The sequence below is a fragment of the Halorubrum vacuolatum genome, from assembly GCF_900188065.1.
Lineage (GTDB): Archaea > Halobacteriota > Halobacteria > Halobacteriales > Haloferacaceae > Halorubrum > Halorubrum vacuolatum.
Genome location: NZ_FZNQ01000001.1, coordinates 331,543 through 345,096 on the forward strand (window position 1 = coordinate 331,543; position 13,554 = coordinate 345,096).

Sequence of the window (13,554 nt, forward strand, 5' to 3'; positions counted from 1 at the left end):
GGGTGGAGCGCGGGCTGTGTGAAGTGCGATCCGGGAACCCGTGGCCGTGATTTATGCCGTCGCCGCTCCGACGCCACGCATGGGAGTCGAACCCGATCACGTGTTGGTCCCGCTTGACGGGTCGCCGCTGGCGGAGGACGCACTGGAACACGCACTCGCCGTCTTCGACTGCCGGGTGACGGTGTTGAACGTCGTCACGCCCCTGGACGCCGACATGGCGGAGGGCGGTATCCTGGGGTCCGACGACGGGCAGGAGGCCGGCGCACGGGAGCGGGCGGAGCGACTGGTCGAGCGCGCCCGCGAGCGGGCCACGGTCGAGGGCCGGACGATCGAGACGGTCGTCGAGACCGGCGACCCCGCCGACGTCATCGTCGACTACGTGGAGCGTCACGACGTCGACCACGTCGTGATGGGCAGCCATAGCGGAAAGCGGGGACGGATCACGCGACGACTGCTCGGTACCGTCACCACCGCCGTCCTCGGCAACGTCGACGTGACGGTGACCGTCGTTCAGTGACTGGCCGCCGAACCGCGATACCTTCGCTTATAAACCGAGCGTCGTCGGGCCGCGGGGAGTCGTCCACGTGCTGGCGACCACCGGGGAGTCGAACGCTCACGCGATCCCAAGTATCGTTGAGAGCGCCCGATAGAGCCCGAACCCGATCGCGATCGACGTCGAGAGCGTGATCAACCAGAAGGCGATCGTGACGCCGATCTTGCGGCGCGAGACGCCCGCCGAGCCCGCCGCGAGCCCGCCGCCGATCACCCCCGAGATGATGATGTTGTTGAACGAGATCGGGATCCCGAGCGCGATGGCGACCTGCGCGATGATGAACCCCGGGACGAGCGCCGCGATCGATCGGCGAAGGCCGAGCTGTGCGTACTCCCGGGAGGTCGCCTGCAGAAGCCGAGGGGCCCCCATCCACGCGCCCGCGAGGATACCGCTCGCGCCGACGCCTAAAAGCACGATCGCGGGGAGCCCGAGCTCCGTGCCGTAGAGGTTCTCCAGGGGACCGGTCGCGAGCCCGACCTGACTCCCGCCGCTGGAGAAGGCGACGACGCTCCCGAGAACGAGGAGGAACGTCCGAATACCGTCGCGGACGGACGCCCGTATTCGCCGGCGGATCACGGCAAACCCGCCGGCCGCGAACGCGGCGGTGACGCCGATCACGACGACGTCGACACCGAGCACGGTCGGCCCGCCGACGAGCGCGGCGACCGCCTCGGCGACCGACCCCTGTGCACGCTCGGGATGTGGGATCACACCGAGCCGAACGTTCGCGAGGATCCCGGCCACGACCCCCGCGAGCAGCGGGACGGCGACCGTGTCCGGGATGTCGTCCCGGCGGAGCAGCGTGGCCGTGACGTACGCGAGCCCGCCGGAGACGGGCGGTACGAGCAGCCAGAAGGTGCCGAGCCGGCGGTACGTGTCGAATGCGGGGTCGCCGCCGAGCGAGAGGCCGACGCCGATCATCGCGCCGGTCGTCGCGAACGCCGCGGGAACCGGATAGCCGCTGTAGACGCCGAACGTCATGAACCCGCCGGCCACGATCAATCCCGAGACCGCCGCAAGCGGCGTGATCTGCACCCCGTCGATCAGCGCGGCGCCGACCGTCTCCGAGATGGCCCCGCCCTGCGTCAGCGCGCCGGCGGCCGCGAGGATCCCGATGAGAAACGCCGCCCGCATCGTCGAGACGACGTTCGCGCCGATCGCGGGCGCGAACGGGGGCGAGTTGCTGTTCGCGCCCAACGACCACGCCATGAACAGGCAGGTGACGGTCGCGAGCGCGACGAGCGCCCAGAAGGCGAGTGACATCGTCTCATCGATCCGTACGGTGAGCAGGCTTAAAACTGGCGACGATACGTGGCCGCGCCCACGCAAGCCGCTTTCACGGCGTCAGCCGATCAAGCGACAGCCAGTCGATTTCACGGCGTCAGCCGGCCCACCGACAGCCACTCGATCGTCCCGTCGGGCCAGACACCTCCGTCGTCCACGTCCACGATCCCAAATACCAGCGCCTTGCGAACGCCGCCGGCGAGCCGGACGTCGAGCGAGAGCTCCCGCGGCGAGAGGACGTGATCGGGTGCGACGACGCGGACGAGGTGTTCGGAGTGTGGGAGGTCCTCCACGGTCTCGACGTCGAGATAGGTCCGGAAGTCCGCGCCGAATTTAAATCCCGTCTTGGGGACCACGTCGCGCTCGCGGAGACGACGATAGACCGCGAGCCGACGGTCGAACCGGTCCCCCTCCACGTCGCGGCCGCGGGCGACGATCGCCGCGGTCGCGGCGGTGCGGTCGGACCCTTCCACGCCGACCGCATCATCACCAACCACCGACCGCGAAAGCGAGAGGACCCCGTCAGCGGCGAGCGCGGCGGCCTCCACGAGCGAGAGCTGGAGCGCCCCCTCCACCTCGGCCGCTCGACCCGTGAGCGGGCGGCCGTAGAAGCCCTCTTTATATAGGGCGTCGGGCGCGTCCCAGACGATCACCCGGTCCGAAAGCAACACGCCCGTGAGCGTCGACGGCGGCTCGTACGCCGTCGTCCCCGAAACGTCGGCCTCGTTCGCGTCGAAGTAGGTGATGTCGCTCTCCTCGTCGACGATCGCGAGGGTCCGACCGGCGAGGCCGGCTATGTGGATCGACTCGCGCTCGCCGACGACCTGTACGGGATACCGGACCGCACCGGTGTCGGGCGTCGAGCCGCGTTTATATACGATCAGGTCGGTGGCGTCCGCCCCCGCGTGCTCCCCGCCGGGCCAACCGTCGCGGACGGGCGAGAGATAAAAGCCCCTGTCGCGAAGGTCCGCGAAGACGAGATACCGGACCGCGAACCGGTCGCCCGCGGCCGCGCTCTCGGCGAAGAACCGCTCGAAGCCGACCGTGTCGCCGTCGGGGAGGGTGATGCCGGAGAGGTCGCCGCGGAAGAGCAGGTGGGCGGCCTCGACGCGCGAGAGGGCGATCTCGTTGCCCGCGACCGGCCGGCCGTATCCCCGGGAGTCGTAGAACCGCTGGCGGGCGTCGCCGGCGACGTGGACGGCGTCGTCGCGGAGGTCCCCTGTGGGTTGCATGCTCGTGTGGCCGGCCGGGCGGAGTAAGGCGGTTGCGGTCGGCGGTGGCCGGCGTTCATCCAGTTTATAAGGCGTGTTATGGGCTGAAACAGCCGGTCGCTGGAGCGTGCGAATTGAGCGGTTGTTTGCTCGGGCTATTTATAAACGGTGCTGAGGAGTTGTGTAGCTGTTTATAAGTAGCACGCTGATCCGGACCATTCCGTGGAGTGGCGAAAGAGGATCGACCACCATCGCCGCTATCTTCCCCCGCACTTGAACGTCCCTGCACCGCAGCCTCACGCCTCCCCAGCCTCGCCACGGCTGGCGGTACGCCAGCCGTGGGCTTCCTCGCGCTCGGGTTCGCGCCCTCCGGGCGCTCACCGGAGCGCGCCGACCGCCATGGACTGGATTATATATCGTCTCACCACCCGGTTGGTGGGATTTATAAACGGCCGATCGAGTCCGGGATCGATAGCTGCGTCCCCTGTATTGACCGCAACCGAGCCGAAATATATCAAATCAGAAGGATTTCAACAGAGCCGTTTTATATAACCGTCCGCTGCTTTAAAAGCGGCTGGCCTGCTGGTTTCACATCCACCATCCGATCGCTTCGGGAGGATTTTTATCGCCGCCTCCATTCGAGGGTATCTATGGACGCATCTCTCGTGGTACAGGCCGGCGGGGAGATCCCCCCGCTCACCACGGAGATCCTGGTCATCTTTGCGATCATCGCGCTCGCGCTGGTCCTCTTCATCACCGAACCGGTCCCGATCGACATCGTCGCGATCGCCGTGCTCGTCGCGCTCGTCGTGCTCGAACCGTGGACGCAGATCGATCCCGCGACGGGCGTCGGCGGCTTCGCCAGCTCCGCGACGGTCACCGTCCTCGCGATGTTCGTCCTGAGCGAGGGGATCCGCCGCTCGGGACTTATCAACATCATCGGGACACAGATCGCCGAGCGCTACGGCTCCAACCCGTTCAAACAGCTGCTCGCCGTCCTCGGGCTCTCCGGGGGGACGGCCGGGTTCATCAACAACACGCCGGTCGTCGCCGTGATGATCCCGATGGTGAACACGCTCTCACGGAAGACCGGCATCTCCCCGTCGAAGCTGCTCATCCCGGTCTCCTACACGGCGATGCTCGGCGGGATGCTCACGCTCATCGGCACCTCCACGAACATCCTCGCGAGCGACGTCTCCGCACGGCTCATCGGCCGCCCCTTCTCGATGTTCGAGTTCACCCAGCTCGGCCTCCTCGTGCTCGTCACCGGGATCATCTACCTCATGACGGTCGGGCGGCTGCTCATTCCCGAGCGGATCAAGATGAGCGACGAGCTGATCGAGGGCTTCGAGATGACGGAGTACCTGACGGAGGTGGTCGTGACGGAGGACTCACGGCTCATCGGCAAGACCGTCCCGGACGGACTCGCCGAGCTCAAAGTCGAAGCCGACATCGTCCAACTCGTCCGGAACAAGCAGGTGTTCAGCGAGCCGCTCGCCCGCAAGGAGATCCGCGCCGGTGACGTCCTCGTGTTGCGGACGGATCAGGAGAGCCTGCTCACGTTCATCGAGTCGGAGGGGCTCGAACTCGCCCCGGACGCCGAGGTCGACGAGGACCAGCTTCGCGTCGAGGACGACGAGTTGGAGCCGGTCACCGACCAGCGGCTCGTCGAGGTCGTCATCTCGCCGGAGGCGTCGGTACTCGGACAGACCCTCGAGACGCTGAACTTCCGGCAGCGATACGACGCGACGGTGCTCGCGATCCGCCGCGGCGGGGAGATCATCCACGCGCGGATGGACGAGCGCCGACTTCGGGCGGGCGACACGCTCCTGATCCAAGCGACCGAAACCACCGTCAAGCGCTTCGCCAACGACCGCGACTTCATCGTCGCCCAGGAGCTCACCCTCCCCGACTTCCGCTACTCGAAGATGCCCCTCGCGATCGGGATCGTGGTCGCGGTCGTCGCGCTCGCGGCGCTCGAGATCGTCCCCATCCTGATCAGCGCGCTCGGCGGCATCGTCGCGATGGTCGCGACGGGCTGTGTCAAACCCGAGGAGGTCTACCCGTCGGTCGACTGGAGCGTGATCGTCCTGCTCGCCGGGCTCATCCCGCTCGGCGTCGCGATGGAGCGGACGGGAGCCGCCGAGTGGCTCGCGAGCGTCATCGTCGTCTACGGCGTGAGCCTCTCGCCGGTCGTCCTCCTCGGCGCGTTCTACCTGTTCACCGCGCTCATCACCAACGTCGTGAGCAACAACGCGAGCGTCGTGTTGATGATCCCCGTCGCCATCGACACGGCCAACGCGATCGGTGCCGACCCGTTTTCGTTCGTGCTCGCGGTCACCTTCGCCGCCTCGACGGCGATGATGACGCCCATCGGCTACCAGACGAACCTCATGGTCTACGGGCCCGGCGGCTACAAGTTCACGGACTTCTTCCGCGTCGGCGCGCCCCTCCAGTTGCTGTTGACGGTCGTCACGACGCTCGGGATCGTCGCGTTTTGGGGGGTGTAGCCTGAGAAGTGACTCGTGTCACGTTCAGCTATGGGAAAGATCACTAATTCATGGGATAAAATATTTGTCTGCTCCAAAACAAGGGAACACTATGTCAGTCGAAACGGACTCGCACGGACGTCTCTATCTGTCTTCCGAGCTACGGCAAAAATACGGAGAAAAGTTTCACATTGTCGAATACGACGATCGACTCGAACTCATCCCGATCGAAGAGGACCCACTACGGGCAGTTCGGGAAGCAGCCGGTGATGCCTTTGAGGGTACGTCGGTCGAGGCACTCAAAAAAGACGCGCTCGAACAGGCTCAAAACGAAGCGAAAGCGGACCTCGAACGGGCGACGGGTGAGGCAGGGGACGCCAGTGAATGACGGTCTTCGTGGAGACTGATTTCGTTATTGCACTGGTGAAAAATTCCGACTGGCTCAAAGGACGGGCTGAGGAGGCTCTTGAAAGCCATGATGTCGTCACCTCTCCGTTCTCGTATCTTGAACTGCTGCTCATCCGGGAACGGTACGAATACGACTACCCGCGACTGGTCGCGAATATGCTCGATATCGTTCCCGTCCGGACCGATGAAGAACGCCAGATCGTTTTAAAGGCAGTTCACTACTACGAGGAAGGGCTGACCCCATTCGACGCCTTTCACGCCGCTACTGCCGAGACCTGCGGCTATCCAATTCTCTCATCGGACATGGCGTACGAAGTCGTCGGTTCCGAACGCCTTCCATTGGAGCCTGATACGAGGGGGTGAGCCGCTAGTTATTCCCGCACAATAAGGACCGATGTGGACGCGTGACGGGCGACCCTCTCGGTGACGTCACCGATGAAGAACCGCTTCGCGGTCGAGGGGCGTTTTCCACCGAGCACGATGAGGTCCGCGTCCATCGACTCCGCGTACGTGAGGATCGTTTCGGCGGGATCGCCCCGTTCAAGCGTCGTCGTCACGTCGATGCCCCGTTCAGCGGCACGAACCTCTACCTCCCGTAACGCTGTGTCGCCCGCCTGAACGAACGGCTCGCTCATCGCCTCGGTGCGGTCGAATCGTCGATCAACGACGAAGAGGGCATGGAGAGAGGCACCCTCCGCTTCAGCGAGGCCAATCGCCTGATCGACTGCGACATCGGCTTCGGGGCTGTCGTCCGTCGCAACGAGGATCCGCTCGTACATACCGCCCCTTCCGGTGGGAACTGCAAGTAGCTTTCCGGCACCTATCGAGGTCAGCGATGAGCCCGAAAACGAACCGAACGCCTCAGTCGTCGAGCGCGGTCGCCGCCGAGAGCGACTCGTCTATCTCGGCTTCGGCCATCTTCTCGATGAGCGCCTCAAGCACGGCTTCACGGCGACCCTTCACGAACTTGATCGAGCCGACGACGAGGTGACCGCCACCGGAGACGCCCGCCTCGGGCAACTCCTCGTTCAACTCGGTGACCATCGTCGGGATATCGAGCCGGACGCCGTCGGAGCGCAACACACAGAAATCGGGGCCGTAGCCGATGGTGATCACCGGGTCACCCGTCTCCTGGACGCGGGTGTCGTGGAGTTCGCCGGTCGTCTTCCCGGGCGCGGGATAGGTGAACCGGCGGGCGTACTCGTCCAGATCGATCCGGTAGAGGTGCGCACCGGAGGCGAGTCGCTCGTGTTCGACGTGCGCGTCGAGCGCGTCGAGCTGGCGGTCGACGTCGCGAGCGGCGCGCTCCGAGAGGAAGGCCACGAGCTCCTCGTGGCGGTCGGGGTCGTCACAGCCGACGTTGAGGACGTCGTTGACGAGCGTCTTTCCTTCCGAATAGCGCAGCCAGTGGGCGGCGTAATCGAGCGCCTCGCCGATGTCGAGCAGGTCGTCCTGTTCGTAGCCCGCCTCGGCGGCGAGCGCGATGTAGTCATCCATGACCTCCGCCTTCGAGCGGTCCGAGAGGCCGGCGACGGCGGGGACGTGTTCCAACTCCTCGGTGAGCGAGGGGTCGATCAACCGGGCCAACTCGACACACATCATGCCCGTCGTGATCCGGTAGTCCTCCCCGTGGAGGTACGGGTTGACGTGTGCATCGAGCAGCGGCCCGACCGCCTCGGGGTCGGGATGGTGATGATCGACCACCGCGATGGGGATGTCGTAATGGGTGAGGTTCTCGTAGGCCGGGACGTCCTCCTCCGTCGAGCCGTTATCGAGCATCAGGAGGAACGGAAGCTTCTGGCCGTGTCGGGCCCGTCCCGCGAGCGCGAAGTTGAGGTCGCGGGTCACGTCCTCCATCTCGTAGAAGGGGGCCTTGCTCGGCAGCCGTTTGAAGAGGTGTCGGGGTGCCTTCGGATCCTCATGCACGTCGCGGACGAGCCGTTCGAGCGCGAGCTGGACGGGAATGGCCGCACACATGCCGTCGCCGTCGGCGTGATGCCGGACTCGGATCGGTCGGCCGGCGAGAACGGTTCGACGGAGCAGTCGGGCCAGATCGCGGAGGTCCGCATGGATCGGCTCGAACGCCTCCCACTCGACGAGCGGGTCGATCGCGGCCGGCTCGGCGCGTTCGTCGAGGGCCGCCTCGTAGCGCTCGCGGGCTTCCGCGGCGCGGTCGCCGGCGAGCGGCTTCAACGAATCGACCTCAAGCTGGAGGGCGTCCCCGCGGGTCTCCACCGTCCCCGCGACGTGGACCATATCGCCGACCTCGACGCTCGGGTACGCCCGGACGCCCGCCTCGGCGAAGGCCGCACAGGCGATCACGCCGGTCGCGTCCGCGACGCCGAAGATCGTCGGGCCGCCGGTCTGTTTCGCCTGCACGACTTCCCCCTCGACGGTGACCTCCGCACCCGGCGAGAGCCCGCGAACACGGGAAACGTCGGGCTCGTGTTCGACCGTCTCGGTCGTGTAGTCGGCGAACGTCTCGTCGTCGAAGGCGATATCGCCGTTCTCCCTGACGTCGGTCAATCGAACGATCAACCGGTCGCCGACCGCGTACTCGCCGTCGAGGTTCGACTCGTGGATGAGCCCGGAGACGACGTCGGAGACGTCGACGAAGACGCCGTAGTCGACGACGCCGTTGACCTCGGCGTGATAGCACGCGTCGGTTTCGACGTCGGCGAGGGTGCAGTCGGGTGCCAAGTCGTAGACGACCGGCCGATCGGTGGACGCCTCCCCGGCGGTCGCCCCCTCGGCCGTCGTGGCTTCGGGTTCGGGGCTCGAATCGCCCCGCGTGCCGGAATCCCCGGCGGATGGTTCACTCATACACCAGTAGTCGGGAACGACCGGTTTTAAGGCTGTTCTCTTGCGTTTCGCCGGTGCCTCGGCGGCAGCGCCGGTGTCGATCGGGCGGGCGGTCATCCCTACCGCCCGTCCGGAACCCCTATGAGGCGACGGCGACTTCTTCGAGGTATGCGACTGTTCCGGTCGAACGAGCTCCTCGGGATCGCCCGGGAGACCATGGAGTTCATCCTCGAAGCCAGCGAGGAGACTCATCCCAACGAGTACATGGGGTTCCTTCGCGCGGACGACGCGCGAAAGCTCGACATCGACCGGGAGGGCCACGTCATCACCGACGTACTCGTCATTCCCGGCACCGAATCGAATCCGGTGAGCGCGAGCGTCCGCTCGCACATGAAGCCGAACGACATGCGCTCGGTCGGGTCGGTTCACTCCCACCCGAATGGGGCGCTGCGGCCGAGCGCGGCCGACCTCGCGACGTTCGGGCAGGGCGAGGTACACATCATCGTCGGGGCGCCGTACGGATGGGGCGACTGGAAGGCGTTCGATAACGACGGCCGTCCACGGACGCTCGAGGTGCTCGACGTCGAGGTCCCCGATCAGCACTTCTTCGATTTCACCCAGGAGGACATCGACCGCGAACTCATCGAGGAGGGATACGAACGGGGTGTCGTCGAGCCGGACGACCCGACCCGTGACGGCGGCGAGGGCGGACGGAACGACGACGAACGGAAACGAAACGGCGACGAGGACGGACGGGACGGTACCGGCAGCGACGATGCGAAACGCGGCGGGTTCCTCTCGTGGTTGCGATGAGCGGGACCCGGGTCGTCGCGCAGGGAACCTTCGATCTGCTCCATCCCGGCCACGTCCACTACCTGCGGGACGCGGCGGAATACGGCGACGAACTCCACGTGATCGTCGCCCGCGACGTGAACATCACGCACAAGGCGAAACCGATCCTGCCGGCGGAACAGCGACGGGATATGATCGCCGCCCTCGAAGTCGTCGACGAGGCCCACCTCGGCCACCCGGAGGATATCTTCGTTCCCATCGAGCGGATCGACCCCGACGTCGTCGTTCTCGGTTACGACCAACATCACGAGGAGGCGGCCATCGCGGACGCGCTCGCCGACCGTGGACTCCGCTGTCGGGTCGAGCGGGCCACCGCGAGGGAGCCCCGTGACGGCGAGGTGCTCTCGACCGGCGACATCATCGACCGCGTTCTCGACCGCCGGAGCATCGACGGGACGACGGGATAGGGCCGGCCGCCGGTCGGTGGGCGCCTCCCGGTATCGGCGTTTCGACACCGCGCGGAAGCGCGGAAGCTATATGGACCGATCCCTAATCCATACTCAGTGTCGATCCCTGACCGATATCCGGCAGTCCTCGCGTCGACCGCGATGGGCGTCTATCTCCTCCTCATCGTCGGTGCGACCACCTCGATGGCCGAGGCGGCCGCCGCGTGTACGGGCTGGCCGGCCTGTGGCGACGGCTACGCGTTACCCACGGAGCGTGCGGGGTGGGTCGCGCTCGGCCACCGGGCGCTCGCCGTCGCCGTCGGTCTCCTCGTCGTCGTCTCGACGGCCCTCGCGTGGCGAAATCAAGAGCCACGCCGGGTCCGGCTGGCGCTCACGCTTGCGCTCGTTCTCTTCCCTGTCCAGGCCGGTCTCGGTGCGCTCACGGCAACCGGCTGGCTGCCGGCAGCGCTCGGCTCCGCGCACCTCCTCGTCGGCGTCGTCATCTTCGCCGGCGTCATCGCCGCGCTCGCGTGGTGGCTGGAGGGCGAAACCGGGACGCCCGACGACGCGCCGGGCGACTTCGAGCCCGGTACGGATCACCTCCCGCCGGCCGAGGAGGCCCCGGAGGCACCGATCCCGACCGCGACGATCCCCCGCTTAAAAGCGACCGTATTCGCGTACTTCCGGCTGATGAAGCCACGGCTCATGTGGCTGCTCTGTCTCGTCGCCGCCGCGGCGATGGCGCTCGCTGGCGGCCCCGGGTTCACCCCCGCCACGGTCGCGGCGACCCTCGTCGGCGGCTCGCTCGCGATCGGTGCCTCCGGGACGTTCAACCACGTCCTCGAACGCGACGTGGACAAACGGATGCAGCGAACCAGCGACCGCCCGCTGGCGACCGACCTCGTTCCCGTCCCCCGGGCGGTCGCGTTCGGCCTCCTGTTGACGGCCCTTTCGGTCGGGTTGTTCCTGACGGTGAACGTCCTCACGGCCGCGCTCGGGCTGTTCGCCATCCTCTTTTATAGCGTCGTCTACACCCTCGTGTTGAAACCGAACACGGTACAGAACACCGTCCTCGGCGGCGCGGCCGGCGCGCTCCCGGCGCTCATCGGCTGGGCGGCGGTGACCGGCGAACTCGGCGGCGGAGGGCTGTTGCTCGCGCTCGTCATCTTCCTGTGGACGCCCGCGCACTTTTATAACCTCGCGCTGGCGTACAAGGACGACTACGAGCGCGGCGGCTTCCCGATGATGCCGGTCGTCCACGGTGAGACGGCCACCCGCCGGCACATCATCTGGTACCTCGGCGCGACGCTCGTGGCCGCCGCGGTGCTCGCGCTCGTCGCCGAGCCGCTCGGCGGGCTGTACGCCGCCGTCGGCGTCGCCCTCGGGGCGATCTTCCTCTGGATGGTCGTCCGGCTGCACTACGAGCGGACGGAGGCAGCCGCGTTCCGCGCGTTCCACGCCTCGAACGCCTACCTCGGGCTCCTGCTGTTCGCCGTCGTCATCGACGCGCTCGTCATCGATGCCATCATGATCTGATCGGACGAACCGGCCAGCAGCCATCCCACCCATCCAACGATTTCGAATGGCTACCTCAACGATCACCGAACACGTCTCCGACCTCGTGACCAGCGTCCGCGAGGCGGCCCCCTCGCTTCGGACGCTCGGGATCGCGGCGTTCGTTCTCAACCTCCAGCTCGTCGCGGTGGTCGGCTACTACGCCGCGCTCGGGTCGTTCCCGTCGACCCCGCGATACGTCGCCTACGGGCTGATCTGGGTGAACGTCTCCGTGCTCGTCCTCTGGAAGGTGCAGATCCCGTCGGGGTACGGGTTCGAGACGCGCCGGCGGGCGCTGACGATCGCCGCGAGCTACTTCGCGCTGCTCGCCTTCTTCGCGGGGCTCGTCGCCACCGGCGTCCCCGACCACGCGGTCAACACCCGGATCGCGTGGCTGCCACCGGGGTGGGGTCCCGCGTTGGTGCATGCCGGCCCGTGGCTCACCGTCATCGTGATGCCGGCGTACGTGCTCGGCTATCTCGCGTTAGCGAAGTTGATATATATCGCCGTGTTGGAGGCCTCGGGGTCGCTCGCTGCCGGGATCCTCGGGCTGTTTTCGTGTATCTCGTGTACCCTCCCGATCCTCGCGATGATCGGCTCCGCGATATTCGGTGGAACCGGGCTGCTCGCGGCGACCGCGCTCGACGCCTCCTATGACCTCTCGACGGCGGTGTTTCTGATCACGGTCGCGCTGCTGCTCTGGCGACCGGGGATCCGTGGTCGGAGATGATCGCTTCGGGAACACCTTATATACCGAGCGGACACGATCGTCGAGTATGACGCGAGTCGAGGTCGAATACTGCGTGCCGTGTGGGATGTTGAATCGAGCGAACGACGTCGCGCGGGCGGTCCTCGAACAGTTCGGCGAGGGCGTCGAGGAGGTCGCACTCGTCACCGGCGACGACGGGATCTTCATCGTCCGCGTCGACGGCGAGGTCGTCTTCGACAAGACCGAGGACGACTACGACGTCGACGCGATCGTGCGCGCGGTGAAGCCACACGTCGGTGCGGCCGCCTGAGAATGGTCGTTTCCGATCCGTCAGGTCACAGGCGACCTTCCACGTGCAGCGTCAACGATCCGCAAGGATCGCGTCCGCGAACGTCGCCATCGCGGCTTCTGGGTCGTCGCCTTCGAGCCCGACGATGACGTGATCGAGCCCCATCGCCTCCAGCCGGTCGAAGTAGCCGCGAAACCATTCGACGCCCGCCCGATAACCGAGATGAAGCGGTTCGGGTTCCGCTTCCGGGTCATCCGCGAACGCGACACGGACGGCGATAACGAACGGCTTCTCGCCGGCGAGCGCCCGCCACGAGTCGAGATACGATTCGAGCGTCGACTCCGGCAGGTGATAAAAGAGCCAGCCGTCGCCGTGCTCGGCGATCCACTCGCGTGACTGTCTCGCGTTCCCAGTCGGCAACAGCGGAATCGTGCCGGCATGTGGCTTCGGGAGGACGTCGAGCTCGCCGTCCAGGCTTCCCCAACGTCCCGTAACGTCCGGGAACGATCCCCGCCAGCAGGCGCGGATCGCCTCCATCGACTCCCGAACGGCGGCGCCCCGTTCCGCCGGGTCGACATCGAAGGCGGCGTACTCCGGTTCGCGGTCCCCGGAGGCGACGCCCAACACGAGCCGTCCCGCTGAGATCCGGTCGACCGTCGCCGCCGAGGCCGCGACGTGGATCGGGTGCCGAAGCGGGAGGACGACGCTCGATGTGCCGAGTGCGACCTCGTCGGTGTGCGCGGCGAGCGCGCCGAGCAGGGGCCACGGGGCGAGCCCGCCGCCGGCATCGCCGAAGCGCGGCCAGTACGTCGGCACGTCGCGGATCCAAAGCGCGTCGAAGCCGAGCGCCTCCGCCCGGGTCGCGAGGTGCAACTCCGCCGCCACCGGTGCGGTGTCGCGCCGCACGCCGGTGAGCGGGAGGCCGAGACCGACGGTGAGCGCGTCGCCCTCGAAGCATCGCTCGAATCCGACGTTAAACCGCTCGCTCGTGATCGGTTCCGTCACGTGGTGTCCCGT

The 13,554-nt window shown here is 66.8% G+C and carries 13 protein-coding genes and 1 pseudogene; 9 read left to right on the forward strand and 5 right to left on the reverse strand.

All coding sequences use genetic code 11. From position 1 onward, the window contains the following. Window positions 1-79: 79 nt before the first annotated feature. A complete protein-coding gene (locus CHB65_RS01620) occupies window positions 80-517 on the forward strand; it encodes a universal stress protein (RefSeq protein ID WP_089383294.1) in 438 nt (145 codons plus the stop codon). A 96-nt stretch (window positions 518-613) separates the two neighbouring features. Here CHB65_RS01620 and CHB65_RS01625 read toward each other — a convergent pair whose 3' ends face one another. Together CHB65_RS01625 and endA are read right to left on the reverse strand one after the other, a co-directional pair. Further along, window positions 614-1,816, reverse strand: coding sequence for an inorganic phosphate transporter (locus tag CHB65_RS01625; protein WP_089383295.1), 1,203 nt, complete (start codon window positions 1,814-1,816; stop codon window positions 614-616). A gap of 110 nt (window positions 1,817-1,926) precedes the next feature. Beyond that, entirely contained in the window at window positions 1,927-3,069 is a 1,143-nt protein-coding gene (gene endA / locus CHB65_RS01630; protein WP_089383296.1) for a tRNA-intron lyase, read from the reverse strand. Window positions 3,070-3,698: 629 nt separating this feature from the next. On the opposite strand from endA, the gene CHB65_RS01635 reads away from it, so the two are divergent. From CHB65_RS01635 to CHB65_RS01645, 3 genes are all read left to right on the forward strand, one after another. Beyond that, window positions 3,699-5,558, forward strand: coding sequence for an SLC13 family permease (locus CHB65_RS01635; protein WP_179213553.1), 1,860 nt, complete (start codon window positions 3,699-3,701; stop codon window positions 5,556-5,558). Window positions 5,559-5,649: 91 nt separating this feature from the next. Next, entirely contained in the window at window positions 5,650-5,925 is a 276-nt protein-coding gene (locus CHB65_RS01640; protein WP_089383297.1) for a hypothetical protein, read from the forward strand. After that, a complete protein-coding gene (locus CHB65_RS01645) occupies window positions 5,922-6,308 on the forward strand; it encodes a PIN domain-containing protein (RefSeq protein WP_089383298.1) in 387 nt (128 codons plus the stop codon). The genes CHB65_RS01640 and CHB65_RS01645 overlap by 4 nt, the downstream gene beginning before the upstream one ends. A gap of 8 nt (window positions 6,309-6,316) precedes the next feature. On the opposite strand, the gene CHB65_RS01650 is transcribed toward CHB65_RS01645, so the two are convergent. After that, window positions 6,317-6,724 (reverse strand): universal stress protein, encoded by a 408-nt coding sequence (locus CHB65_RS01650; RefSeq protein WP_089383299.1) that lies wholly within the window; start codon window positions 6,722-6,724, stop codon window positions 6,317-6,319. A gap of 82 nt (window positions 6,725-6,806) precedes the next feature. Then, a complete protein-coding gene (locus CHB65_RS01655) occupies window positions 6,807-8,768 on the reverse strand; it encodes a DHH family phosphoesterase (RefSeq protein ID WP_089383459.1) in 1,962 nt (653 codons plus the stop codon). A 147-nt stretch (window positions 8,769-8,915) separates the two neighbouring features. Between CHB65_RS01655 and CHB65_RS01660 the strand changes: the two are divergent. The 5 genes and pseudogenes from CHB65_RS01660 to CHB65_RS01680 all read left to right on the forward strand — a co-directional run. After that, a pseudogene (locus tag CHB65_RS01660) lies at window positions 8,916-9,395 on the forward strand (Mov34/MPN/PAD-1 family protein); the annotation flags it as partial. Between the two features lie 161 nt (window positions 9,396-9,556). After that, the gene (locus CHB65_RS01665) at window positions 9,557-10,006 is read left to right on the forward strand and encodes an adenylyltransferase/cytidyltransferase family protein (RefSeq protein ID WP_089383301.1); all 450 of its coding nucleotides are present in this window, start codon (window positions 9,557-9,559) and stop codon (window positions 10,004-10,006) included. 141 nt (window positions 10,007-10,147) lie between these two features. Continuing rightward, window positions 10,148-11,521, forward strand: a complete 1,374-nt coding sequence (cyoE, locus tag CHB65_RS01670) for a heme o synthase (protein ID WP_394335401.1) — start codon at window positions 10,148-10,150, stop codon at window positions 11,519-11,521. 46 nt (window positions 11,522-11,567) lie between these two features. Then, a complete protein-coding gene (locus tag CHB65_RS01675) occupies window positions 11,568-12,269 on the forward strand; it encodes a DUF7546 family protein (protein ID WP_089383303.1) in 702 nt (233 codons plus the stop codon). A gap of 46 nt (window positions 12,270-12,315) precedes the next feature. Further along, complete coding sequence (locus CHB65_RS01680; protein ID WP_089383304.1) at window positions 12,316-12,558, forward strand: SelT/SelW/SelH family protein; 243 nt, start codon at window positions 12,316-12,318, stop codon at window positions 12,556-12,558. A 51-nt stretch (window positions 12,559-12,609) separates the two neighbouring features. On the opposite strand, the gene CHB65_RS01685 is transcribed toward CHB65_RS01680, so the two are convergent. Then, window positions 12,610-13,542 (reverse strand): TIGR03571 family LLM class oxidoreductase, encoded by a 933-nt coding sequence (locus CHB65_RS01685; RefSeq protein WP_245809885.1) that lies wholly within the window; start codon window positions 13,540-13,542, stop codon window positions 12,610-12,612. Between the last annotated feature and the right edge of the window lie 12 nt (window positions 13,543-13,554).